Below are 21,844 nucleotides of genomic sequence, written 5' to 3' on the forward strand. Positions count from 1 at the left end.
TCATGGCTTTGCCGCCTGCTTCGCATCCGCGTCGGCCTGCGCCTGGGTCATGTTTGGCAATTGATGCGCGATCCCCTTATGGCAGTCGATACAGGTCTTCTCGCCGGTCGCGAGAAAACGTTGATGGGCCTCCTGCGCGCGCGGACTTTGCCGCGTGAAATCCATGTACTCGAACTGGTGGCAATTGCGGCACTCCAGCGAATCGTTGGCCTTGAAGCGCGCCCATTCATGCTCGGCCAGCTCGAGCCGCTTGTCCTGGAACTTCTCGCGCGTGTTGACAACCCCAAACACCTTCGCCCACACCTCCTTGGACGCCTGCATCTTGCGGGCGATCTTGTCGGTCCAGTCATGCGGCACGTGACAATCCGAGCACCTGGCGTGAAAGCCGCTGCGATTGCTGTAGTGAATCGTGGTTTTCAGTTCGGCGAAGGTGTTGTCGCGCATCTCATGACACCCTGTGCAGAACGCTTCGGTGCTAGTCATTTCCAATGCGGTATTGAACGCGCCCCAGAACACCACGCCGGCAACGAACCCGCCCAGCGTCAGGAAGCCCAGGCTGTAATAGGTACTCGGCCGGTTGATGGTCCGCCAGTAGCGCAGGATCAGGTCGCGCATATCGGGGTCCCTATTTCTTCTTCGGTTGCGGCGCGGGCGGCAAACTGACGTCCGCCAGATCGGTGAACGTGTTGCCGACCAGCGGCTTGATATCGGCCTGCGGCACGTGACATTGCGTGCAGAAATAGCGGCGTGGCGAGAGGTGGCCAAGGGTTTCGCCCGCGCGATCCGTGTAATGCGAAATCGCGATCGGCACGGCCCCGCTCTCTTCGGCGCGGCTACGCGCGTGGCACGCCAGACAGCGATTCGCATTCCTGTCGAGCTGATAGCCGTCAATCTTGTGCGGGATGGTCGGCGGCTGCTGTGCATAGGCGCGGCTGCGGATCACATCCCTGTTCTCGGTTGGCGCGATCAGCGGCGGCTTGGCCTCTTCGTAGAGCGGTGTCGGCCCGCGCAACGTATCGTGGAACGGTTCAGCCGGAATGGTCGGTTGAGCGCTCGCAGTGAGCGTCAGCATCGAAACGAAGGCGAGGACAATCCAGGCCCGCATGACAGGCTCCTATACTTTGACGATCTTGACCGCGCATTTCTTGTAGTCGGTCTGCAGCGAGATCGGGTCGGTCGCGTCGAGCGTCACCTTGTTGATCAACTGGCTCGAATCGAACCACGGCACGAAAACGAGCCCACGCGGTGGCTTGTCGCGGCCGCGCGTTTCGACCCGCGTCAGGATGTAACCGCGTCGCGACATCACCTTGACCTCGACCCCGCGTCGCAAGCCCATCGCTTTCGCGTCGTCCGGGTGCATGAAACACACCGCGTTGGGAAACGCGCGATACAGCTCGGGCACGCGCCGCGTCATCGAACCGGAGTGCCAGTGTTCGAGCACGCGGCCCGTCGCGAGCCAGAACGGATATTCCTGATCCGGCGCTTCCGCAGGCGGCTCGTAAGGCAGCGCGTAGATCACCGCGCGGCCGTCGGGATTGCCGTAGAACTGCCAGCCGCTGCCGGCTTTCACATACGGATCGGAGCCTTCCCGGTAGCGCCAGCGCGTCTCCTTGCCATTGACCACCGGCCAGCGTATGCCGCGCGCCTTGTGATAGGCGTCGAACGGCGCGAGATCATGGCCATGGCCGCGGCCGAAGCTCGCGTACTCCTCGAACAGGCCCTTCTGGATGTAGAAACCAAAGGCCTTCGCTTCGTCGTTGCGGTAGCTGGCATCGGTGTCCTTCAACGGGAATTTGTCGACCTGTCCGTTCCGGTACAGCACGTCGTAGAGTGTCTTGCCTCGGTACTCCGGCTTCTGCGCGAGCAGATCATCGGGCCACACCTCCTCGACCTTGAAGCGCTTTGAGAATTCGACCAGTTGCCAGAGGTCGGAATGCGCCTCGCCGGGCGCCACGACCAGTTGATGCCAGAACTGGGTACGCCGTTCGGCATTGCCGTAGGCACCCTCTTTCTCGACCCACATCGCCGAAGGCAGGATCAGGTCCGCAGCCACCGCAGTGACAGTGGGATACACATCGGACACCACCACGAAGGTGGCCGGATTGCGATAGCCCGGCAGCGCTTCCTGAGTGATGTTGGCGGCGGCCTGCATGTTGTTATTCACCTGCACCCAGTAGGCGTTGAGCTTGCCGTCGTGCAGCATGCGGTTCTGCAGGACTGCGTGATAACCGGGCTTGTCCGGAATCGTGCCGGCCGGCAGCTTCCAGATATGCTCGGCCTCTTCACGATGCTTCGGGTTGGTGACCACCATGTCGGCTGGCAGCCGATGCGAAAAAGTCCCCACTTCGCGCGCCGTGCCGCATGCGGACGGCTGCCCCGTCAGCGAAAACGGACTGTTGCCGGGCGTGGCGATCTTGCCGGTCAACAGGTGCAGGTTGTAGACCATGTTGTTGGCCCACGTGCCGCGCGTGTGCTGGTTAAAGCCCATGGTCCAGAACGACACCACCTTGATTTTCGGATCGGCGTAGAGCTGCGCGAGCTGATCGAGCTTGTTTTGCGGCACGCCCGAGAGCTTCGTCACATAGGCGGCGTCGTACTTCGAGACGAACTTCGCAAATTCGTCATATGTGATCGGGTGCGAGCCGTTCGGGTCCCCCGCATTTTTCGCGGCCTTCTGCAGCGGATGATCGGGCCGCAGGCCGTAGCCGATATCGGCGTTGCCTTGTTTGAAGACCGTATGCCTGTCGACGAAATCGCGGTTAACCTTGCCGTTTTTGATGATGTAGTTGGCGATGTAGTTGAGAATCGCCAGATCCGACTGCGGCGTGAAAATGATCGTCTCGTCGGCCAGATCGAAGCTGCGATGCTCGAAGGTAGACAGCGTCACCACGCGCGTCGTGGGCACGCTCAGCCGCCGGTCAGTCACCCGGGTCCAGAGGATGGGGTGCATTTCCGCCATATTCGAGCCCCATAGCACGAAGGCGTCGGTTTGTTCGATGTCGTCGTAGCAGCCCATCGGCTCGTCCATGCCGAACGTGCGCATGAATCCCGTCACGGCCGAGGCCATGCAATGGCGCGCGTTGGGGTCGAGGTTGTTGCTGCGAAAGCCCGCTTTCATCAACTTGACGGCGGCGTAGCCCTCCCATACGGTCCACTGCCCTGAGCCGAACATGCCGACGCACGTCGGCCCCTTCTCTTTGAGGACCCGCTTGAACTGCTAGGCCATCACGTCGAAAGCGCGATCCCACGACACCGGCGCGAATTCGCCGTTCTTGTCGTACTTCCCGTCTTTCATGCGCAACAGCGGCGTGGTCAGTCGATCCTGACCGTACATGATCTTCGACAGGAAATAGCCCTTGACGCAGTTCAGCCCGCGGTTGACCTCCGCCTGCGGGTCGCCCTGGGTCGCCACCACCTTGCCATCCTTCACCCCCACGCTCACGCCGCAGCCGGTGCCGCAGAACCGGCACGGCGCCTTCGACCAGGTCAGGTCGTCCGACGCGCCCAGGGCATCCATCCCCGGCAGCACGATCCCTGCAGCCGAGGCCGCCGTGGCCGCTGCGGTCTGCTTAATAAACGCGCGACGGGTCAGCTTCATTGGCGAACTCCACGGTGCACGATGCGACATCTTCGTGATGCTGATAGACGAGTGCGGCGGAATAGACACCGGGCAACGCGTGGATTGCGTTCAGATGCGCGGCCACTTCGGACATCAGGCGGCCTTCGAGCGTCACCACCAGCTTTCCCTGCTCGGTTACCGCGTGGATTTCCGCGCCCGGAATCATGCCGATTGCGTCTTTAATACTTTTAAGCGACTTGTGCTGCGCGTGGACGACAATGCCGGCCACATGCAACTCACCTGATGTGAGGTTTGCAAATAACGTCGCTTCATTTATAACAGGCATAACCTGCCCTCCGGTGAATATCCGGTTTTATCGAATCACAACGAATTGCTCAAGCGCCAGGTTAATGGGGCGGACCGCCAATCAGCATCTGATAAAACCAGACGACAAACCCGTAAGCCGCTATGAATATGACCGTCAACACCGGCACCATCACCACGGTCAGAAACAGAAAACTGCGTAGCTCTTCGGACTTACGTACCGCATCGCGCCCTTCGTCGCTCATACGGGAACTCCATGATCACGCCATGGCAATCGGCAAGTGTGCGGGGAAACAGGCTTTTATTTTTGGATGATATCCGGGCTTTCGTCAAGCACGATTTAATTCATTGCCAGATACAAAACACTAAACCGGTTAATTTCAACCCAATAAATGTCGAGTCGATAATTAACCGATTGAAATTCAATTCGGGGATTGAGCAGGAAACAAAAATAAGCCCGCTCAGGCGAAAGGGGCGATCTCGTGAGGAGAGTCCTGCCAGGGCGCCGCTCGCAGCGCCGCCCCTTGTACCGCACCTAGCGCTGTGGCTTGTTCTTCTCGGCTTGCGCCAGGGTCTGGGCGGGTTTTACGGTAGCCGCTTCATCGCTCGCCACCGGCGCACGGCGCAATACCAGCGCGCGCTCGCGACGGTGCATCGGCACATTCGCCGATTCCTGCCAGTCGGGGTCTGGAATCTCGCTGAACACCTGACGCAGGCGTTCGCCCCACGTCCGGTGGATCATTTCGAAGTACGCGTTGTCATGATCGACCGAAACGAAACGCGTCACCCGCAGCGCGTCCTGTTCGTAGACCAGCAGGTCGAGCGGCAGGCCGACCGACAGATTCGAGCGCAGCGTCGAGTCCATCGAAATCAGCGCGCACTTGGCGGCTTCGTCGAGCGGGGTGGTCGGGGTCAGCACGCGGTCGATGATCGGCTTGCCGTATTTCGACTCGCCGATCTGGAAATACGGGTTCACCGCCGACGATTCGATGAAATTGCCCGCCGCGTAAATCATGAACAGATACGGCCGGCCGCCGTGCGACTTGCCGGGAACGGCGATCTGCCCGCCCAGAATGAAGCTGCAATTGAAGTCGACGCCGAATTCCTGCAGTGCCTGGGCTTCACGGTGATGCACATCACGCACCGCCTGGCCCACCACTCGCGCCGCGTCCGCCATGGTGGGCGCGCTCCACAGGGTGGGCCGCTCGGGATCCGTCGGCTCGCTCAGCTCCTGCAGGACCGCCTGGGTGAGCGACAGATTACCGGCGCCGAGCAGCACCAGCACGCGCTCGCCGGGCAATTCGAACACCGTCATCTTGCGCGCGGTGCTGATGTGATCGACGCCGGCATTGGTGCGGGTATCAGACAGGAACACCAGCCCCTCGTCCACGCACATCGCCACACAATATGTCATAAGCTGTTTCTCCGCGGCTCATCCGGTCTCACCGGAGAGAGTGAATCTTTAAAAATCAACAACCTAGTGTCTCATCGCGTCCTACCGCGTCCATGGTAAGCGCGCCGCTTTTGGGTAGCTACACGGGTAGCTAGAAGAACTATAATCAAAGTGTTCTTTCTGCTCCAGTCGCTCACACATGCCGCGCCTGCATCACGCCTTGGATGACGTACAGATCCGTCACTGGATCGCCCAGAGAAAACCCGTCGCCAAGGCAGACGGTGACGGGCTCTCGTTCACGCTTTCCCAGAATGGTACTGCATCCTGGGTGCTTCGCTACCGCAGAGGCACCCGTCGGCGCGAGCTAACGCTCGGCAACTACCCCGATCTCACACTCGCTGGCGCGCGAAAGCTCGCGCGGGCACATCGTGTTGCCATCGACAATGGTGCTGACCCAGCCGCGGACAAGAAGACCGAAAAGGCAAGGACCGCAGCGTCGCGAACGGTCAACCAGCTCTGCGACGAGTACGTCGAGAAAGCTCTACTGCCACCGCTCGCTCAGGCAACGATCAGTGAGCACTTGTGGAATATCAATACGTTCGTCCGGCCTAAACTCGGCTCGCTTGAGGTAAACAAGGTCAAACCTTCCGACATCGTGTTTATGCTCGAAACGGCCGGGCGTACCTGGCAGATCACGAAGAAGATACTGACCACGACGAAGCAGGTTTTCAGCGGTGGCGTCGGCAAGCGCCTGATTGAATACAATCCGGCGGCCGGCATCGACTTGAAAGCTGTCATCGGACCGAAACCACAAGCTCGCAAGCGTGTGATGCTAAGCGAGAAGGAACTGGGCGCGCGAATCTGTGGACACTGTCCACAGATTCGCAATGGTTACTGCGCACACGTCACGCTGCGCGTAGAAAAAAGTACGGCGATTGGGCGATATCCACATTGAACGACACACACTGCTTCATGCACTGAAAAATGCGTTTGCAGATGACCGATTGGCAGTGCGGCGCTTCACACCGCATGACACACTTAGTATCGCGAAATGTCATATGCGCAATATGGGGGTGTCGCGCGAAATTAGCGAACTCGCGCTCAATCATAAAATGCGCGGACTGGATGCAATATACGACGTGCGAGATTCATTTCCGAACGCCGCAAGGCACTGGAAATCTGGGCTCATTTCGTCGCAAATTGCTGCGAGGCAACGGGTGTGCTAGAGGTCGGAAAAACACCTGCGGCGGCGAAGACAGCAGACGAGAAGAACTTGCGCGTACGGCTAAAGTCCCAATGCCGTCAGGAATGCATCGATCTGCCGCTCGAAACGAGGCCGGTCGTAGTCCACCAGCGCCATACGCCAGATGCCCTGCAGATAGGTGACGACAACTGATGCGGTAACGTGCGGATCCAGCGTTGCAGGCAATCGACCCTCGTCTCGATCCTGGCTCAGCCGCTCGACGAGACGAGCGTGAAAGCTTCCCAGGCCATCCTCGACAAGCTTGCGCAGGTCGGGCTCCGACAGCACCTCTTCGGAGGCCATCGCCGCCATCATGCAGAGCCGCGACGGCGTGGACGGATTGTCCAGGCAGTCGAGCACCATACCGAACAGCGCGTGAATCCCCCGGCTAGCCGTCGACGCGCTCATCAGGGCCTGCCCGCGCTTGCGCCCCTCCGTCTCTTCATAGCGCCTCACGCAGGCCAGATAAAGCCGCTTCTTGCTCTTGAGGGTGTTGTAAAAGGAGCCTTCGCCGATGTCCATGATCTTCAGCAGATCGCGCAGCGACGTGCCGGCATAGCCGCTCTTCCAGAACAGCCACGTCGCCCTCTCCAGAGCCCGATCGTAGTCGAATGCAATTGCTCGTGCCATGGCGCCATCATAGCTTATTTGTAGCAGTAGCTAAAAATTGCATTGACAGCCTGGACGGGCGTGAGCGATATTTGTATCGACCGCTACAAACAAGCTTGCGGCGAAACATCGAGGCGCGTCGAACATCAAGGGGGACGCGCCTGGCTCAACCCTGTGCCCGGCGATGTCAGCCGGTCATTCACCGTGTCAACGAATACAAGGAGCATGTCATGTCGGTCAAACAGGCCTCGGCGGAATACAAGGCAATGGTTCAGGAAAAGCTCGGAGATAAGTTCAATATTATTGCCGGCGACATGGAACGAGTTCGCGCGTCGGGCGCGATCGATGGCGCGTTGAAGAACGGACAACCCGCGCCGGACTTCACGCTACCTGACGCGTTCGGCAATCAAGTCTCGCTCAAGACCCTGCTGGCCAAGGGGCCGGTGGTGATCAGTTTCTATCGCGGCGAATGGTGTCCGTTCTGCAATCTCGAACTACGCGGCCTGCAAGAAGCATTGCCGAAGATCGAAGCGCTTGGCGCAACCCTGATCGCGATCTCTCCGGAGAAGCCGGATCACGGCATCGTGGCAACCGAGAAGAGCAAGCTGACCTTTCCTGTGCTCAGCGATTTCGGCAACGCGGTGGCACGGCAGTTCGGCATCGTGTTCCGGGTCGGGGATGAATTACAGGCGTTTTCGAAGAACGTCTTCAAAAACGATATCGCGCTGCGTAACGGGGAGGATTCGTACGAACTTCCGGTTCCGGCAACGTATGTGATCGATGCGGCGGGCGTCATTCGCTTCACGCATGTCGACGTGGATTACATGACAGGTCGAGCGGAACCCGACGAGGTGGTCGGCACGCTGGCAACCTTGAAATAAGCTCGATCGAACCTGAAAACGGATCCTGTCAATGAGATGGGACCCGTACACTGTTCGATGACACGATCTATAGATGACGTCGACAGGAAAACGAGGCAGCTTTACACACGTTGCCTCTTGGTACGGCTTGCCCTGTCAATCGATCATCTTGTCTCGCCTATCGCCTGTAATGAGCCGCGTGCTGCGCCGGTAGGTGAGATACGCCCAGAGCCAATCGAGAATGACGATGGCCCGGTTCCGTCCGCCGACCAGAAAGGCGATATGAGTTGCGCCCCAAAACCACCACGCGGGCTCCCCCCATACGCGAAGCTTGCCGATCTCGGCAACGGCCGCCTGACGCCCGATCGTGGCAAGACTGCCAAAATGCCGGTAGCGAAACGGCGGCGGCGGGCGCCGCCCCGTCAGACTGGCCGCGATCACGCCAGCCACATACCGGCCCTGCTGTTTGGCCGCCGGCGCGAGACCAGGAACCACTGCGCCGCGCCATCCCAGACAGGACGCGGTATCGCCGATCGCATAGATCCGTTGCAGGTCCGGCACGGACAGATCGGCGGCCACGGCAAGCCGTCCCGACGGATCAGTGGTCTGATTCAACCATTGAGCAGCGGGCGATGCTGCAACGCCCGCCGCCCATAGAACGGTGCGGGCGGCGATGCGCTGCCCGCCAATGTCGACACCCTCGCTGTCCACTCCCAGCACCCGGGTATCGAGCCGGACCTCGACCCCAAGCGCTTGCAGTGAGCGTTCTGCGGCGCTGGATAGCGTAGCGGTGAAAGTGGGCAGGATCCGCGGACCCGACTGCAACAGGATCACGCGAGCAACGGCCGGATCGATCATGCGGTATTCTTCGGCCATCCCGTGCCGGGCCAGTTCGGCGATGGCTCCAGCCAGTTCGATGCCGGTGGGACCGCCGCCGACGATCACGAAAGTCAGCCACGCGGCACGCTCGGTCTCGCTCGCCGCGCTTTCGGCTTCCTCGAACGCCCGCAAGAGGCGGCTGCGCACGGCGGTCGCATCTTCGATACTCTTGAGTCCTGGTGCAAAAGGCGCCCAGCTGTCCTTGCCAAAATAGCTGTGGCGGGCGCCCGTCGCCAGCACCAGATAGTCGAATTTCACGCGTACCACGCCGACCTGTACCTCGCGCGCGGCCGCATCTACCCCCGTCACCTGCCCTAGCCTGACCTGAATGTTGCGCTGACGCCGGAACAGGCTCCGGATCGGCGTGGCGATCTCGGCGGGCGACAGCGCGGCCGTAGCCACCTGGTAAAGTAGCGGCTGAAATAGATGATGGTTACGCTGGTCGATTAATGTGACCCGACAGCGCGCATCGCGCAACCCTTGCGCGGCCGCGACGCCACCAAAACCGCCCCCGACCACAACGACATGGGGCAGGTTATCCAGGACAGGATCGTCTTCCTGCGACTCGCTGTCCGTCCACCGGTCAAACAGCCAATCGAGGGAGAATACGCCGCCGCCCGCGACCACGAGCACCAAAAGCAGAAGCAGCACGGCCAGCCGGTCGTCCGTCGACATGGCGATACCTGCCACTGGAACCATCACCGCGACGAACAGCGCGGCAAACCGCGTCGCACAGCCAAACAACAGCGCCAACGCGAGCGCCGTCGCACACCACGCTGGATGGACAAGAGATGTCGCAGCGGCTCCCAACATCCCTTCCTGCAACCACGAACCAACTGGTAATACGAAGCTAACGAGTGAAGCGGCAAGCCCCGCACGTATGACAAACTGCAGAAGCGGGCCCAGATTGCGTTCGAGCCAGACGTAAAGCGCACGCGTGAGCCTAATTGGGCGAAATGGGATCCATGACAAACCCCGCCCCAGAAGATTGTCCAGCGAAACACCTCCCGCCCCGCTCACGACCAGCCACGCAAGAAGCGCGAGTTTGGCTCCCTGTGCGCCCACCGCCAGCGCACCATGACTGTCTGCGATTGTCTCGACGAGCAGCACCAGCGCAACAGGACGAGTCAGCAGCCCTATCGTAAGCAGCAACGGCACCACACTGTGCAGCGCCGCATCAAGCCCGGATGGAACGCGCAGGGCTCCGGAAAACAGACCGCCATGAGGGCCTTCTGCCATCGTCATGATCTGGTGCACGAAGACGACCTGGCCAAACCAGATCCTGGCAAGCAACAGCAACCAGGGCATACAGAGCACGCGCAGAGCGAGGCCGAAACCGTAGGCGCGTTTAAGGGTGTTTCGCAACATAGGGATAGATAGTCCGCACGTCCATGAACGGTCGGGCACTCCACTACGGACAACGAACAGATCGCCGGACGGGTGCACGGGGTAATGTGATGGCCCAGGACAGCGAGTCAGTCGTAGCGCCTGCCCGTGTCAGGCTCCGCGCCAGACGGTCGACAGCCCTCTGAAACCCTACCATCCACATTCGATAGATAGTTCGTCCCCGGCAGGCAGACGGTTACGGTGGATGACGAATTTTTCTTTGACACTCAGATGCCATCCCGCACGAGAAATCGTGTGTGTGCAATCGCCCTGTTCGTTAGCAATACGCAATAAAAATGTCAAACTCAGGACATCATTTCTCCGCCCCGAACACAGCTGTTGCCTATTCCACCTCCACGCTCCGTCAAATGATCAAACGGCAGATGTCATCGCTTCACAGGTTGAAAGCAAAAAAAAGCGATTTCCCTGTAACCAGACACGGACAGCCCGCGAATTAGATGACGTATCCATCACGGGTACCTTCTATCCCAACTACTGGAGAGACTCAATGTCCACAAAGATCACGGTCAGTTCCACCCTGCTCGCCGGCGTTGTCGCGAGCCTGCTCGCTTCGGCCGCTCATGCAGCACCGCTCACAAAAGCGGAAGAAAGCGCTGCCGTCGCCGCACACAAGGAGAAGTGCTACGGAGTTGCCCTTAAGGGGCAGAATGACTGCGCCGCCGGTCCCGGCACCACGTGTCAGGGTACGTCTGCGATGGATTTCCAGGGTAACTCGTGGAAGTTCGTTCAGGGCGGCACCTGCACGAGTATCGAAGTGCCGGGTGGCGGCCACGGCTCGCTCACCCCGCTGAAGTCCTGATTCGGCGAACGACAAGAGGAACGGGGCGGCCATGGGCAATTCCACGATGACAACGGCAGTTGGCGAACCAGACCGTCCCCTTCACGCGACAGCTGGCGCCCAAGGGCTCACCGGGACAAGTTTCAAGCATGAGCACCTGTCTGCGATCCTCGCGGACAGACTGAGCGACAGATTCTTCGAGGTTCATGCAGAAAACTATATGGGCGCTGGCGGCCCGCCACATCGGACGCTTACGGCCATCCGTGAGAACTACCCGCTCTCCATTCACGGCGTTTGTATGTCGATTGGGGGCACGGGAGCGCTGGATGTGAATCATCTGGCGCGCTTTCGCGATCTGGTGGCTCGCTACGAGCCCACGCTGGTATCCGAGCACCTGGCGTGGTCCTCGCACGGCGGAAAATTCTTCAATGACCTTCTGCCTTTGCCGTACACGAAAGAGACTCTTGGGAAGGTATGCGAACACATCGACCAGGTCCAGGAAGCGATCAAGCGCCCCATTCTCCTTGAAAACCCGTCGACCTATGTCGCTTTTGCGTCCTCGACAATGAGCGAAACCGACTTCATCCGGGCGGTCGCTCAACGTACCGGATGCGGTCTGCTGCTAGACGTTAATAACGTTTTCGTTTCGGCAACCAATCACGACTTTTCCGCCGCAGCCTACCTTGCCGGATTCCCCCTTGAACAGGTGGGTGAGATACATCTGGCCGGACATAGTGAGCAACGTGACGACGAGAACGAACTGCTGCTCATCGACAGCCACGACCGTACCGTCGCCGATCCCGTCTGGAATCTTTATAGGGATGTCGTATCGCGTATTGGCCCGAGGCCAACGTTGATCGAATGGGATAGCAACCTTCCCGACTGGCCCGTGTTGCGAGCGCAGGCACTGACAGCTCGGCAAATCATGGCAGAACACGGGATGTCACTCTCGGAGGAGGTCAGCCATGCGATCTGAAAATCATCCGTGCGGGTACGCCACAGCGTTTGCGCCGGGTTTGACGGACCCAGCGATTGTGGCGCCGGAAGACGTGATCGCCGCCTCAGGGAAGGGTGTCATCAAGCGGTATAACGTCTATCGCAATAACGTCACGGTCAGCCTGATCGACGCGCTGGCAGCCATCTACCCTGCTATCCAGCGCATCACTGGCGTCGACTTCTTCAGGGCGATGGCCCGCTTCCATGTCCGCGCGACGCCCCCCGCTTCTCCGCTACTGTTCGAGTACGGGCGGGATTTTCCTGCGTTCATCGAATCCTACGAATATGCCCGTGACATGCCGTGGCTTGCGGATACGGCGCGCATCGAGCGAGCGTGGCTGGATGCCTATCACGCTGCTGATCTGCCCGTGCTTGCGGCCGAAGCATTGGGAAGTATTGATCCGGCCTCGCTGGCTGGGGTGCGTTTCAAGCCGCACCCCGCCGCGCGAATCGTACGATCACCCTATCCGGCCGTCGCAATCTTTGCGATGAACCGGACTGATGGCCCTGTTTCTCCGCTTCGTTCAAGCGAACCGGAGGATGCACTCGTGACGCGACCGGAGCAGGAAGTGATGGTATCGCGCCTGCCGACCGGTGGTGCGACCTTCCTCATCGGTCTTCTCGAGGGCGCATCACTGGGCGAAGCGGTCGCGGCCGCGTTTCAGGAAGCCCCTTCCTTCGATCTCCAGGCCAATCTGGCAGGGATGATCTCAGCCGGCGTGTTTACTGTCATTCAACGTGGAGATTAATCGGGATGTCGAACCAACAGGACGTAAAACTGCCGATTCCGGACGTAGTCATATCCGCGATTTGCACGGCGAAGCGGCTGATCCAGCAGCTTGCGCAACCGTGGCTCGTTCAACTCGTGCTGCGGTTTGCTCTGGCCGTGCCGTTCTGGAAATCTGGCATTCTCAAATGGCACGGATTCCTTCAACTTAACGATACAGCGATCGACCTGTTCACACAGGAGTTTCAGTTGCATCTCCCGGGTGGTCCGTATCCGTTTCCCGCCCCAGCTGTTTTTGCGTTTCTGTCGGGCTGCGGTGAGGTGACATTCCCAGTGCTGCTCGTGCTTGGGTTCGGAACCCGGTTCGCCGCAGTTGGGCTGATACTGATGACGTGCATCATCGAACTGACTGTACCGGACGGCTGGCCGATCCATCTGACCTGGGTGGCGATGGCGCTGGGAATTGCAGCCTGGGGCCCGGGCCTGATATCGATTGACTATCTGCTTGGCGACAGGTCGTTCAGGTCGTGACCCGGTGAATACATCAGTCGAATGTAGAACGACGCGCGACAGGATGATGTGCACGCGGAAACGCTGCGTATATAGGGCGACGCGTTGATGAAGTGGCTCTTCAGATCGTCATCCGGAAAATAGCGGCTCATCGTTGCGAACAAGGCCGATCCCCTGCAGGTCGCGTATGAAAGGTCTTTGCTCTTCCGCCCCTCCCCGCTAGCGCGGTCGCCCGGTACAACGCGGACAGCTTTTTGACTAACCAGCTCTTCGCGACAAACTTTATCGAGTCGCCGCACCCGGTGCCGCGTGCGTGTGTTCGCGTAGCTCACGTGGAACGAAGGCGCGCTCAAGACCGCCATCGTTCAACCATGCACGTGTGTTCCCAGCTGCGCGCTCGATCAGGCGGTCGCACTGCGTGTAGTCGTAAGGTGATACATCGAGCGGACACAATGGCGGCACGACAAAGATCTCTGCGCGGGATGAATAGGATTCCAGATCGTGTACAAGCTGCCGCGCAATGACAAGCGTCAGTGCGTGCATGGCCTGCGCGATTGCATTGCCCGGGGGCTTGTGCAGCGCGCAGGCAAACCCGGCCGGAAGCACGATGACGCGTGTCGCACCGAGTGCGATGGCCACGGAGATCGGCGTATTGTTGGCCACGCCGCCATCGACCAGATCCAACCCGCCAATGCGCACCGGCGGGAAAACACCGGGAATCGCAGCGCTCGCGAGAACGGCATCCACCAGCGGGCCGGATGAAAGGATAATTTCTTTGCCGCTCTGCATGTCCGTCGCAACGATGTGAAGCGGTAAGGCCGCATGCTCCACCCGAGCAAACGACAAATTCCTGTCCAGCAGCATGCGCAGCGGTGTGGCGTCGACAAGGTGGGAGCGGCGACTCAGCATCATCTCGAGCAACCCAAGCATGGTAAGCGGCATGATGTCCCGCCGCCTGATCCGACACCACAGTAATTCGAGCATGGCGACGCCATCGCCGTCGGGCCGCCCAGCAAAATACGCTGCATTGATCGCACCAGCGGATGCGCCAATCACGCAACCCGGACGCACACCATGATCGAGCAACTCGCGCAGCATGCCAACTTCGATCGCGCCGAGGCTGCCGCCGCCAGCGAACACAAAAGCAGTCAAGCTGGGCGGAGCGGACAAATTCGGATAAGTGGACACGTCTGCCTCTGCTGCCGGGTAATACCGGATCCAATCTCCATGACTCACCGAGCGAATTCGCACCAAATGACGGGTGGCCCGATCAGGACTACGTCGCCCGGATCGAGCCTGCCGCCTGACATCCGGTTACCGGAGCTGCTCCTTGCAGGAACGTCGAAATCGCAGTCCGGGCAGCATCGGCAACGATGCTCCGGACAGTATCAGTGCCCCTTGAACAAATCTAGCAACTGGTTTTGCATTTGCATCATTTCGTGCTCGTGCTTCATCTCCATTTGAGACATTGCTTCCTGATGGTCCATCTCCATCTGCATCATTTTCTGTTGAATGTTGATGGCCTGAGTCCGTTGTTCGGGCGTCAGTTTGTCCATCATCATTTGATAGTCCTGCGGCATCAGATAGGTGCCGCTGCGCCCAATTCCCTGCGCATGCGCAGATCCCGCGGCCATGGAAAGCGGGACCATTGCACACAAGATGATTTTTCGAATCGTTTTCATTGGATCTCCAGTTTCATGTTTTCGTGACTAAAACTTAGTATAACTACATAAAATACCTGATTTCTTCCGGCCGGATCCTGGCTTTTTCGTACCACAGGCCGTATGTACCTCACGTCATGATCTTTCGTGCCCGCATTACTACCGCGAACGGATTGAACCTCGACGATCAGTTCGCCTTGCTATTCCCTACCCTCCGTTTAGTGCCGGATGAAATTCGGTGTGCCGCCAGGCCCATAGGGATCGGGATTACCGAAACGCGGGATGGTACCGTTCATGCGAGCTCGAGCCAGTTCCTCACGCACCTGCTCGCGAGTCTTCGGACCTTGATTCGATCCTGCCGCAACTGAGTTTGCGTCGGAGGGCTGCACAGATTGCGCGCTCGCCAGCGCCGACATGCCAAGAGTTGCCACGCCCATGATCATCAGCAACTTGTTCACTTTCATCATTACTCTCCCAAAGGGGGATAGATCGACCTGCCCAAATGCCAGCCAATCTGGCGCTCCAGGTAGTCCGGAGTTCCTGGCGTCGGTCGCTCAAGCACAGGCTTCAGCCTGCGCTTCATAAGGTATTTCGCCTATTTACCCGGATTGGTTACAGGACACACAAAAATAAGGTTGGGGATCAGTTACGCGGCGTCATGTGCAGGTATAGACGCGAATCACTCGTGCGCGATCGGGTGAAGACCCGCAACCCGATGCATGGCTTCCTGCTGGAGTTCGGCATTAACTTCGCAGTTGGTCAGGCCGTCATCGCGCACCTCTGAGCAGCGCTGGCTGAACACGGTTCGACCTTCCACCGGTCCAACTCACCAGTTCAGCAGCCGAGGCCCCAGCGCTGTGCCAGCAAGCGTGGGGATCAGCATACCGAGGAGATACCAGACGGCCCAGAATGGCACGCCCATCTCGGGGCAGTGGAAACAGTAAGCAACCGTTGCAGTCGCTCCCGCCAGCAGGCCGCCTGCGGCGCCGGCCAGCCTGGGACGCGTGGGTGCCAGACCTCTCATCGCCCAGAACACCGTGATGAACACTGGCACTGAAAGCAACGCGATATTACGCGGGCATACGCGCCACGTATTGCCCATTACCAGGGGCAAGCGCGCGTCGGATGGTGTCAACCACAACAGGACGAGCGTCGCAATCCAGACGGCGAGCACGGGCGCAGCGAGTCCGGCCCATGCGCGGCCGACGGGCACCCCCGGCCGGGACAACCGCGCTGTCACCAGCAACGCAGCAAGTGCAAGGCACAGCGGCAGGGCCAGCCTGATCCAGAACAGCGGCGTCTTCATCGCCGCGCCGATATCGGGGCGAACGCCATAAACGATTGCCATGAGCACCGTGGAACCGACACCGCCGCATAACATCGCCCAGCTGAATCGCTTTGCCGACACATTATGATCGATAGCGGGCACCCCCGCGGCCAGCAGTGAAACAAGATCCTCTGTCTTCATGATGCGCCTTGAACCTTTAGTGCCAATGCTTTCAAACCGCGGTGCACGCCAACCTTGACCGCCGACTCCGACAGGCCCGTGAGCTTTGCGGTTTCAGTCACCGACAGCCCCTCCAGCTTCACGTGCAGAATCGGAAGGCGCTGGCGATCGGGTAACTGTTCGAGCAGCCTGCTCAGATCACGCCGGGCCTCCGCCGGTTCGACGTCGGATGTGGCGAATATCTCGAGCTCGTCGTCCAACGGCATGTGCAACGCTTCCCGGCGCGAGCGTGCGCGAAAAAAGTCCGCCAGTTTGTAGCGGGCGATTGCATGCACCCAAGCCGTCAACGGCTGGTCTGGACGGAAGGTATGGCGTCCATTATGCACTGCCAGCAAAATCTCCTGGACCAGGTCCTCGATATCGTCTTGCAGATTGAAAAGACGCTTTCTCAGGAACCCGCGCAGATGCCCGGTCAGGTCGCCGAGAAATTTATGATAAGCCGCCGCGTCCCCATCCAGACCACGCACGAACAGAGCCTTCAGTCGCTCTTCGACGGGACGCACGGGTCCATCTTCGCTAGTTCGGTTCATTGCGGGTTCTGGTTACGGTTGGCGCGAAATAAACTCCGTGAAAAACATTTACACGGATAGCAGAGAAATGCATCCCTCCTGGAGGCGTGGTGAAAAAATCTCATGCCCGGCCTCCGGCGGCAAGTCTGTCAAGAACCGGGAGCAGCTCGGCGGGGTCGGGACGTTTCGTGCAGTCCGGACTCACTTCGGCATAAGCGATGATGCCGTTCTTGTCGATTACGAACCGCGCCGGCATCGGCAGCGTCCACGAGGGGTCGTCGTTGAATGACGACAGGTCGGTCCCGAACATAGTCAGGTACAGCTCGACAAGGTAGTCCGGCAACGCGACGCGCAGTCCATAGGCTGCCGAAAGTTCACCACGTGGGTCTCCGAGTATCGGGAAGCTGAGACGGTTCTCGCGGATCGTTCTGCGGCTATTGACCCCGTTTTGCGGCGAAATCGCCATCAGGCTCGCGCCACGGGCGACGATGTCGGGGAGTGCCGCCTGCAGTGCCTGAAGATCCAGATTGCAGTATGGGCTCCACACGCCGCGATAGAACGTCAGCACCAACGGGCCGTCGGCAATCAGCTTGCGCGAACTGATCGGCCGGTGGTCTGGGTCCTTCAGGACAAAACACGGCGCAACGTCGCCGACCTTTTTTGCTCGCTCAGCAACGCCAGATTCGATCAGTTCGTCGGTCGCCCGCTGGAGCGTATTGACGACCGAACGATGCACATTGTAAGGAGGTAGCCCGGACTCGAATGTCACCTTGAAGGCATCGAGACGTTTCTGCAATGACATGACAGGGTTCTCCGGTTCGACACAGCACTCTCCAGCAGGAAGTTCGTTGATCGGTAAAACGGACACTTACCTTCCGTCCTTTTAGTCGTGGATCGGCGCCAAAGATGACACAAGATATAACCTGAATTATTCGGCCTTCCCGCTGACGGCTTCAAATTTCAAACCGTTGAGCCAAATGGTCCTTTGTCGCAAAGTCCTACCGGAAGGAGATAAGGCTACATTTCCAGTGACATCCGAATCATTGGGGCGTCAGGCTGCCGTCCGCACGCCCTCTGTATCGACTGCGAAAAGCGATGACGCTATGGGCGGAAAACTCGACTATCTGATCAGCGTGGAACACGTCAAGGTGTTCAAGCCGCATCCTGACATTACGCGCCAGCCGCGAGAGATCCAACACCACCGTCATTGCCGCACTTGAGCGACCAAACGCATCGATTATTTATAGAACGTGTAACCCGATCGAGGCCCGTGTCGAACTAGCAGAGGGACTACGTCAGCAAGCGCTGTGAGACAGGGTGACGCGTCCTGCCCATACTTTCATTTCAACGACACAGCTGGAGAAGTGGATGAAACTAGTACGCAACACTGCAGTGTGCGCGTTTTCCGCGCTCGTCCTTGCGACGGGTGCCGTTCACGCGGAAGGTATTGGTCGTAGACACGCGCCCAGTGGAAAAGGTGTCGCCCCTAACGCAGTTACTGAGTGAGCTTGATCAGGAGGTTCCTCGGCTTTTTCTCTTTGGGCTGTCATGTCGCCTGCCCCGCCGCGACCAATGCATGAACGATTCTCACCAGGAGCCAACTCATGCTCTCCCGTCTGCTTGCTTCCATTTCACTGCTTGTGGCCCTCCCGGTCGCCGCGGCAATGCCCCAACCGGTGGTTGTCGAACTGTTTACGTCCGAAGGCTGTTCATCCTGTCCGCCGGCTGACGCCTACCTGTCGGAGTTAAGTCAGCAGCGAAGCGACATTCTCCCTTTGGCTTTTCACGTTACCTATTGGAACAGCCTCGGATGGAAGGACCCTTTTTCCCTCGATGTCGCCACCCAACGTCAGGCTGAATACGGTCGACGCTTCGGCGACGGCTCCTACACGCCTGAAATGGTCGTCGACGGAACAACTGCCTTCGTCGGTTCAGACCGTTCATCCGCCGAGGTCGCGATTCGGAAAGCGAAGGACGCGGATGCAACGGCCGCGCCGTTGTCCGCGGTGCGCCACGGCAACGCCATTACTGTTTCAGTCGGTGCGGGCTCCGGAAGTGCGCAGGTGATTCTGGTTGGCTACGACGCGCAGCACGTGACCGCCGTCGGGCGTGGCGAAAACGGAGGGCGAACGCTGAAGGAGTCCAACATCGTTCGCTCGTTCCAGCAGATTGGTCAATGGACCGGCAAACCGGCTGTGTTCGACCCGCAGATACCTGCGGGTGAGAAGACCGCAGTATTGCTCGAGGCACCGGACGGACACATTGTCGGCGCTGCCCGCGTGACAGATGAGCCTTAGCGTGCTCCCCCTCCGTCCCGGAGGGACGCCTTGTGAAAGCCCGATGTTCTTACCATCTTTTCGATGAGGAGCAAGCGATGCCCCGATTCACTCGCATTGGCGCCTTCTTCGTCCTCGTCGCAACGCTTGTTCTTGCTCCATCGTTTTCGGCTCGCGCGGCGTCCTCGAGCTGGACTGGCGATCAGCGCGCCCGTGTACGCATCATCACAGCAACCAACGGCGTACCAGGCAGCACGCTGCAGATAGGTGTCGAGTTCCAGTATCCAAAGGGGTGGCATGGTTACTGGCGCACACCTGGCGATGCCGGCATTGCGCCGATTTTCGACTGGTCTCGGTCCCGGAATGTCGCATCGGCATCCGTGTCCTGGCCAGCGCCGTCCCGCCTCGTTATTTCGGGTCTGCAAAACAGTGTCTATACGGGCGATTTCATTCTGCCGGTGAGCCTGAAGCTAGACCATCCGCACGAGGCGACCCGCATCGCGCTGACGCTCGACTATGCGAGTTGCGCGAATGTTTGCGTGCCCGAACATGCGGAGGTGATGCTCACATTACCGCCGGGCACGAACGGACCATCAAGCGAGGCCGCAGATATCGCCGCGGCGGCGCAAAGGGTGCCGCAGACGCCCACAGAGGCCGGAATCGGCGTGGTGCATAGCACGCTGGAGCAAACCTCCGTCGGCCGGCGCCTGAAGGTCGATCTGCGTAGCGAGGGCACCCCGTTTCGGTCGCCCGACCTGTTCGTCGAAGGAGCCGAGGCCGGTCTGCCCGCCGCGCCGCAGCTACACCTTTCAAACCACGGGCACCAGGCTGCACTGGAAGTCGAACTGCCACCCGCCGGTGCAGCGAAAGACCCGCTGCGCCTGACCGTGGTGGACGGATCCAGAGCGGCCGAGTTCATGGTCGCACCAGTCAGCTCCACTGTAGACGACGATCACGGCATCGCCGTCATTCTGGCCTTGGCACTCCTTGGCGGCCTGATTCTGAACTTCATGCCATGCGTGTTGCCCGTTCTCTCAATCAAGGTTTTCTCGGTGGTGAAAGCGGCGGGCACCGAACGCAAAATGGCAAGGCGGGTGGCACTCGCGACGGCGCTGGGGATCGTCACGTCGTTTGGATTGCTTGCAGCCGTATTGTCAGTCCTCAAACTCGCGGGGGCGTCACTTGGCTGGGGCATACAGTTCCAGCAGCCATGGTTCCTCGCAGGCATGGCCGTTGTGACGACCTTGTTTGCGGCAAGCTTCTTTGACTGGCTCCCGATCGGTCTTCCGCCAATCCTTTCCGGAGGTGCAAGCGGTGCAACGAATCGGGGGCCGCTTGTCGAGGCGTTCGTCGGCGGCATGCTTTCCACGCTTCTTGCGACACCGTGCTCGGCTCCGCTCGTCGGTACTGTGGTCGGCTTTGCGTTGGCACGTCGCCCGCTTGAGATTACGGCGGTGCTTCTCGCACTTGGGGTAGGAATGGCACTCCCGTTCCTGACGTTGGCGCTCGCGCCTTCCCTCGCGACGCGGCTTCCGCGCCCCGGCCAGTGGATGATCCAGTTGCGCAAAATCATGGGCCTACTGCTGCTCACGACTTCGGTCTGGCTGATCGTGTCGTTGTGGAATATCGCGGGTATGGCCGTCGCGTCACTCGTCAGTATCGTGCTTATTGCCATGCTCGCCGTGCGGGCCGTCGTTACCAGATTGGGAAGCCTGCGGGCCAACCGATGGTCAGGCGCGACGACTGCGCTCCTTGCGTGCAGTGCCATTGCAATTGCCTCGCTTACCCCTTCCGGCGCAGGAAACCGAAGCGCTCCACCGTCCGAATGGCAAGCGTTCGATCCGAATGCAATCAGCACGCTGGTCGCCAGCGGCAAGACCGTGCTCGTGGACGTAACGGCAAGTTGGTGTCTCACCTGCAAGGTCAATGAACTGTCCGTTTTGGACACGGCTGCCGTGCGCACACGGCTCAGACAGGACAATATCGTGCGCATGCGAGCCGACTGGAGCCGGTATAACCCCGGGGTGCTCACCTACATTCAAGGTTTCGGTCGTTTCGGCATTCCGCTCGACGTCGTATATGGACCCCATGTTCCCCAAGGGCAATTGCTACCGGAGGTCTTGCAAACTTCGACGCTCTTCCATGCGCTCGACAATGCCAAATCTCCGCAAACGGCGAAGAGCAACTCATCCCCCGGTTGACATGGCACTATTTCTTCAGCAGCTTTTCAAAAGTGCGACCGCCTGAAGGCAAGGGCTCGTTGAGATAAGCGCGTAAGCCGTCGCATTTTTCGATTGGGTACCTATCCTCAGGAAAGTCTCCTCCATGTCCTTTGCACATGGTTTGCCCGCTCATACAGAAGCGGGCTTTTTTTTGCCTGCTGCGTTTTTGTGGAAGGAATGATTTGCCCGATGTGAGACGCGTTGAACGCAGGCCTGCATTGCCGTCCGATCCACCAGCTCCGTTCTGCGGCCTGTTCGAAATCGGACGACGCGATCAAGACCACTCATCCCGTCAGATAAACAAAAGTCAGTACGTCGGTCTGGAAGCGCCTCGCCGTCGCAAATAAATAACTTCTTTCGTGTAACCCGAAGCACTTTTTGGAC

Annotated in this window: 21 protein-coding genes and 2 pseudogenes; 9 read left to right on the forward strand and 14 right to left on the reverse strand. The window is 59.5% G+C overall.

What is annotated here, in order from left to right:
• The 6 genes and pseudogenes from P3T40_RS01175 to P3T40_RS01200 all read right to left on the reverse strand — a co-directional run bounded on the left by P3T40_RS01175 (position 1) and on the right by P3T40_RS01200 (position 5,297).
• Positions 1–615, reverse strand: a complete 615-nt coding sequence (locus tag P3T40_RS01175) for a NapC/NirT family cytochrome c (RefSeq protein WP_429265847.1) — start codon at positions 613–615, stop codon at positions 1–3.
• Positions 616–625: 10 nt separating this feature from the next.
• The gene (locus P3T40_RS01180) at positions 626–1,105 is read right to left on the reverse strand and encodes a nitrate reductase cytochrome c-type subunit (protein WP_429265848.1); all 480 of its coding nucleotides are present in this window, start codon (positions 1,103–1,105) and stop codon (positions 626–628) included.
• A 9-nt stretch (positions 1,106–1,114) separates the two neighbouring features.
• Positions 1,115–3,598: pseudogene (gene napA, locus P3T40_RS01185) on the reverse strand (periplasmic nitrate reductase subunit alpha).
• Positions 3,570–3,905 carry a chaperone NapD gene (locus tag P3T40_RS01190; protein ID WP_429265849.1) on the reverse strand — a complete coding sequence of 112 codons (336 nt, stop codon included), beginning with the start codon at positions 3,903–3,905 and terminating at the stop codon, positions 3,570–3,572. Before P3T40_RS01190 ends, napA begins: the two are co-directional and overlap by 29 nt.
• Before the next feature lie 61 nt (positions 3,906–3,966).
• Positions 3,967–4,128, reverse strand: coding sequence for a periplasmic nitrate reductase, NapE protein (gene napE / locus P3T40_RS01195; protein WP_429265850.1), 162 nt, complete (start codon positions 4,126–4,128; stop codon positions 3,967–3,969).
• A 290-nt stretch (positions 4,129–4,418) separates the two neighbouring features.
• Positions 4,419–5,297, reverse strand: coding sequence for a peptidase (locus P3T40_RS01200; RefSeq protein ID WP_429265851.1), 879 nt, complete (start codon positions 5,295–5,297; stop codon positions 4,419–4,421).
• A 178-nt stretch (positions 5,298–5,475) separates the two neighbouring features.
• Between P3T40_RS01200 and P3T40_RS01205 the strand changes: the two genes are divergently transcribed.
• On the forward strand, positions 5,476–6,231 hold the full coding sequence (locus tag P3T40_RS01205) for a tyrosine-type recombinase/integrase (RefSeq protein WP_429265852.1): 756 nt from the start codon (positions 5,476–5,478) through the stop codon (positions 6,229–6,231).
• A 330-nt stretch (positions 6,232–6,561) separates the two neighbouring features.
• On the opposite strand, the gene P3T40_RS01210 is transcribed toward P3T40_RS01205, so the two are convergent.
• Positions 6,562–7,149 carry a TetR/AcrR family transcriptional regulator gene (locus tag P3T40_RS01210; RefSeq protein WP_429265853.1) on the reverse strand — a complete coding sequence of 196 codons (588 nt, stop codon included), beginning with the start codon at positions 7,147–7,149 and terminating at the stop codon, positions 6,562–6,564.
• On the opposite strand from P3T40_RS01210, the gene P3T40_RS01215 reads away from it, so the two are divergent.
• Entirely contained in the window at positions 7,131–8,009 is an 879-nt protein-coding gene (locus P3T40_RS01215; protein ID WP_429265854.1) for a peroxiredoxin-like family protein, read from the forward strand. The genes P3T40_RS01210 and P3T40_RS01215 overlap by 19 nt on opposite strands.
• 135 nt (positions 8,010–8,144) lie before the next feature.
• Here the strand turns inward: P3T40_RS01215 and P3T40_RS01220 are convergent, their stop codons facing one another.
• Positions 8,145–10,235 (reverse strand): FAD-dependent oxidoreductase, encoded by a 2,091-nt coding sequence (locus P3T40_RS01220; protein WP_429265855.1) that lies wholly within the window; start codon positions 10,233–10,235, stop codon positions 8,145–8,147.
• Between the two features lie 526 nt (positions 10,236–10,761).
• On the opposite strand from P3T40_RS01220, the gene P3T40_RS01225 reads away from it, so the two are divergent.
• Genes P3T40_RS01225 through P3T40_RS01240 form a run of 4 tightly spaced genes read left to right on the forward strand, consistent with a single transcriptional unit; the run spans position 10,762 to position 13,306 of the window.
• On the forward strand, positions 10,762–11,073 hold the full coding sequence (locus P3T40_RS01225) for a BufA1 family periplasmic bufferin-type metallophore (RefSeq protein WP_429265856.1): 312 nt from the start codon (positions 10,762–10,764) through the stop codon (positions 11,071–11,073).
• 46 nt (positions 11,074–11,119) lie between these two features.
• Positions 11,120–12,028, forward strand: a complete 909-nt coding sequence (gene bufB / locus P3T40_RS01230) for an MNIO family bufferin maturase (RefSeq protein WP_429266117.1) — start codon at positions 11,120–11,122, stop codon at positions 12,026–12,028.
• On the forward strand, positions 12,018–12,797 hold the full coding sequence (locus P3T40_RS01235) for a DNA-binding domain-containing protein (RefSeq protein WP_429265857.1): 780 nt from the start codon (positions 12,018–12,020) through the stop codon (positions 12,795–12,797). Before bufB ends, P3T40_RS01235 begins: the two co-directional genes overlap by 11 nt.
• A 5-nt stretch (positions 12,798–12,802) precedes the next feature.
• Positions 12,803–13,306, forward strand: a complete 504-nt coding sequence (locus P3T40_RS01240) for a DoxX family protein (protein WP_429265858.1) — start codon at positions 12,803–12,805, stop codon at positions 13,304–13,306.
• Positions 13,307–13,567: 261 nt separating this feature from the next.
• Here the strand turns inward: P3T40_RS01240 and P3T40_RS01245 are convergent, their stop codons facing one another.
• The 3 genes from P3T40_RS01245 to P3T40_RS01255 form a co-directional block, all read right to left on the reverse strand.
• Positions 13,568–14,473, reverse strand: a complete 906-nt coding sequence (locus tag P3T40_RS01245; protein ID WP_429265859.1) for a patatin-like phospholipase family protein — start codon at positions 14,471–14,473, stop codon at positions 13,568–13,570.
• Positions 14,474–14,673: 200 nt separating this feature from the next.
• The gene (locus tag P3T40_RS01250; RefSeq protein WP_429265860.1) at positions 14,674–14,967 is read right to left on the reverse strand and encodes a hypothetical protein; all 294 of its coding nucleotides are present in this window, start codon (positions 14,965–14,967) and stop codon (positions 14,674–14,676) included.
• 197 nt (positions 14,968–15,164) lie between these two features.
• Positions 15,165–15,410 carry a DUF4148 domain-containing protein gene (locus tag P3T40_RS01255; RefSeq protein ID WP_429265861.1) on the reverse strand — a complete coding sequence of 82 codons (246 nt, stop codon included), beginning with the start codon at positions 15,408–15,410 and terminating at the stop codon, positions 15,165–15,167.
• 209 nt (positions 15,411–15,619) lie between these two features.
• Between P3T40_RS01255 and P3T40_RS01260 the strand changes: the two are divergent.
• A pseudogene (locus tag P3T40_RS01260) lies at positions 15,620–15,727 on the forward strand (IS110 family transposase); the annotation flags it as partial.
• Positions 15,728–15,772: 45 nt separating this feature from the next.
• On the opposite strand, the gene P3T40_RS01265 reads toward P3T40_RS01260, so the two are convergent.
• The 3 genes from P3T40_RS01265 to P3T40_RS01275 form a co-directional block, all read right to left on the reverse strand.
• A complete protein-coding gene (locus tag P3T40_RS01265; RefSeq protein WP_429265862.1) occupies positions 15,773–16,414 on the reverse strand; it encodes a DUF1109 domain-containing protein in 642 nt (213 codons plus the stop codon).
• Positions 16,411–16,983 carry a sigma-70 family RNA polymerase sigma factor gene (locus P3T40_RS01270; RefSeq protein WP_429265863.1) on the reverse strand — a complete coding sequence of 191 codons (573 nt, stop codon included), beginning with the start codon at positions 16,981–16,983 and terminating at the stop codon, positions 16,411–16,413. Before P3T40_RS01270 ends, P3T40_RS01265 begins: the two co-directional genes overlap by 4 nt.
• Before the next feature lie 100 nt (positions 16,984–17,083).
• Positions 17,084–17,764 carry a peroxiredoxin-like family protein gene (locus P3T40_RS01275; RefSeq protein WP_429265864.1) on the reverse strand — a complete coding sequence of 227 codons (681 nt, stop codon included), beginning with the start codon at positions 17,762–17,764 and terminating at the stop codon, positions 17,084–17,086.
• An 802-nt stretch (positions 17,765–18,566) separates the two neighbouring features.
• On the opposite strand from P3T40_RS01275, the gene P3T40_RS01280 reads away from it, so the two are divergent.
• Together P3T40_RS01280 and P3T40_RS01285 are read left to right on the forward strand one after the other, a co-directional pair.
• On the forward strand, positions 18,567–19,259 hold the full coding sequence (locus P3T40_RS01280; RefSeq protein WP_429265865.1) for a DUF1223 domain-containing protein: 693 nt from the start codon (positions 18,567–18,569) through the stop codon (positions 19,257–19,259).
• 77 nt (positions 19,260–19,336) lie between these two features.
• Positions 19,337–21,439 (forward strand): protein-disulfide reductase DsbD family protein, encoded by a 2,103-nt coding sequence (locus P3T40_RS01285; RefSeq protein ID WP_429265866.1) that lies wholly within the window; start codon positions 19,337–19,339, stop codon positions 21,437–21,439.
• Positions 21,440–21,844 lie beyond the last annotated feature (405 nt).

This window comes from Paraburkholderia sp. EB58, assembly GCF_050436665.1.
In the GTDB taxonomy this organism is placed as follows: Bacteria; Pseudomonadota; Gammaproteobacteria; order Burkholderiales; family Burkholderiaceae; genus Paraburkholderia.

What these genes read in the sequence shown, in the direction of transcription:
- P3T40_RS01175 (WP_429265847.1), bottom strand. Translation starts at nt 615, where the DNA reads ATGCGCGACCTGATCCTGCGCTACTGGCGGACCATCAACCGGCCGAGT.
- P3T40_RS01180 (WP_429265848.1), bottom strand. Translation starts at nt 1,105, where the DNA reads ATGCGGGCCTGGATTGTCCTCGCCTTCGTTTCGATGCTGACGCTCACT.
- P3T40_RS01190 (WP_429265849.1), bottom strand. Translation starts at nt 3,905, where the DNA reads ATGCCTGTTATAAATGAAGCGACGTTATTTGCAAACCTCACATCAGGT.
- napE (WP_429265850.1), bottom strand. Translation starts at nt 4,128, where the DNA reads ATGAGCGACGAAGGGCGCGATGCGGTACGTAAGTCCGAAGAGCTACGC.
- P3T40_RS01200 (WP_429265851.1), bottom strand. Translation starts at nt 5,297, where the DNA reads ATGACATATTGTGTGGCGATGTGCGTGGACGAGGGGCTGGTGTTCCTG.
- P3T40_RS01205 (WP_429265852.1), top strand. Translation starts at nt 5,476, where the DNA reads ATGCCGCGCCTGCATCACGCCTTGGATGACGTACAGATCCGTCACTGG.
- P3T40_RS01215 (WP_429265854.1), top strand. Translation starts at nt 7,131, where the DNA reads ATGCAATTGCTCGTGCCATGGCGCCATCATAGCTTATTTGTAGCAGTA.
- P3T40_RS01210 (WP_429265853.1), bottom strand. Translation starts at nt 7,149, where the DNA reads ATGGCACGAGCAATTGCATTCGACTACGATCGGGCTCTGGAGAGGGCG.
- P3T40_RS01220 (WP_429265855.1), bottom strand. Translation starts at nt 10,235, where the DNA reads ATGTTGCGAAACACCCTTAAACGCGCCTACGGTTTCGGCCTCGCTCTG.
- P3T40_RS01225 (WP_429265856.1), top strand. Translation starts at nt 10,762, where the DNA reads ATGTCCACAAAGATCACGGTCAGTTCCACCCTGCTCGCCGGCGTTGTC.
- bufB (WP_429266117.1), top strand. Translation starts at nt 11,120, where the DNA reads ATGACAACGGCAGTTGGCGAACCAGACCGTCCCCTTCACGCGACAGCT.
- P3T40_RS01235 (WP_429265857.1), top strand. Translation starts at nt 12,018, where the DNA reads ATGCGATCTGAAAATCATCCGTGCGGGTACGCCACAGCGTTTGCGCCG.
- P3T40_RS01240 (WP_429265858.1), top strand. Translation starts at nt 12,803, where the DNA reads ATGTCGAACCAACAGGACGTAAAACTGCCGATTCCGGACGTAGTCATA.
- P3T40_RS01250 (WP_429265860.1), bottom strand. Translation starts at nt 14,967, where the DNA reads ATGAAAACGATTCGAAAAATCATCTTGTGTGCAATGGTCCCGCTTTCC.
- P3T40_RS01255 (WP_429265861.1), bottom strand. Translation starts at nt 15,410, where the DNA reads ATGAAAGTGAACAAGTTGCTGATGATCATGGGCGTGGCAACTCTTGGC.
- P3T40_RS01265 (WP_429265862.1), bottom strand. Translation starts at nt 16,414, where the DNA reads ATGAAGACAGAGGATCTTGTTTCACTGCTGGCCGCGGGGGTGCCCGCT.
- P3T40_RS01270 (WP_429265863.1), bottom strand. Translation starts at nt 16,983, where the DNA reads ATGAACCGAACTAGCGAAGATGGACCCGTGCGTCCCGTCGAAGAGCGA.
- P3T40_RS01275 (WP_429265864.1), bottom strand. Translation starts at nt 17,764, where the DNA reads ATGTCATTGCAGAAACGTCTCGATGCCTTCAAGGTGACATTCGAGTCC.
- P3T40_RS01280 (WP_429265865.1), top strand. Translation starts at nt 18,567, where the DNA reads ATGCTCTCCCGTCTGCTTGCTTCCATTTCACTGCTTGTGGCCCTCCCG.
- P3T40_RS01285 (WP_429265866.1), top strand. Translation starts at nt 19,337, where the DNA reads ATGCCCCGATTCACTCGCATTGGCGCCTTCTTCGTCCTCGTCGCAACG.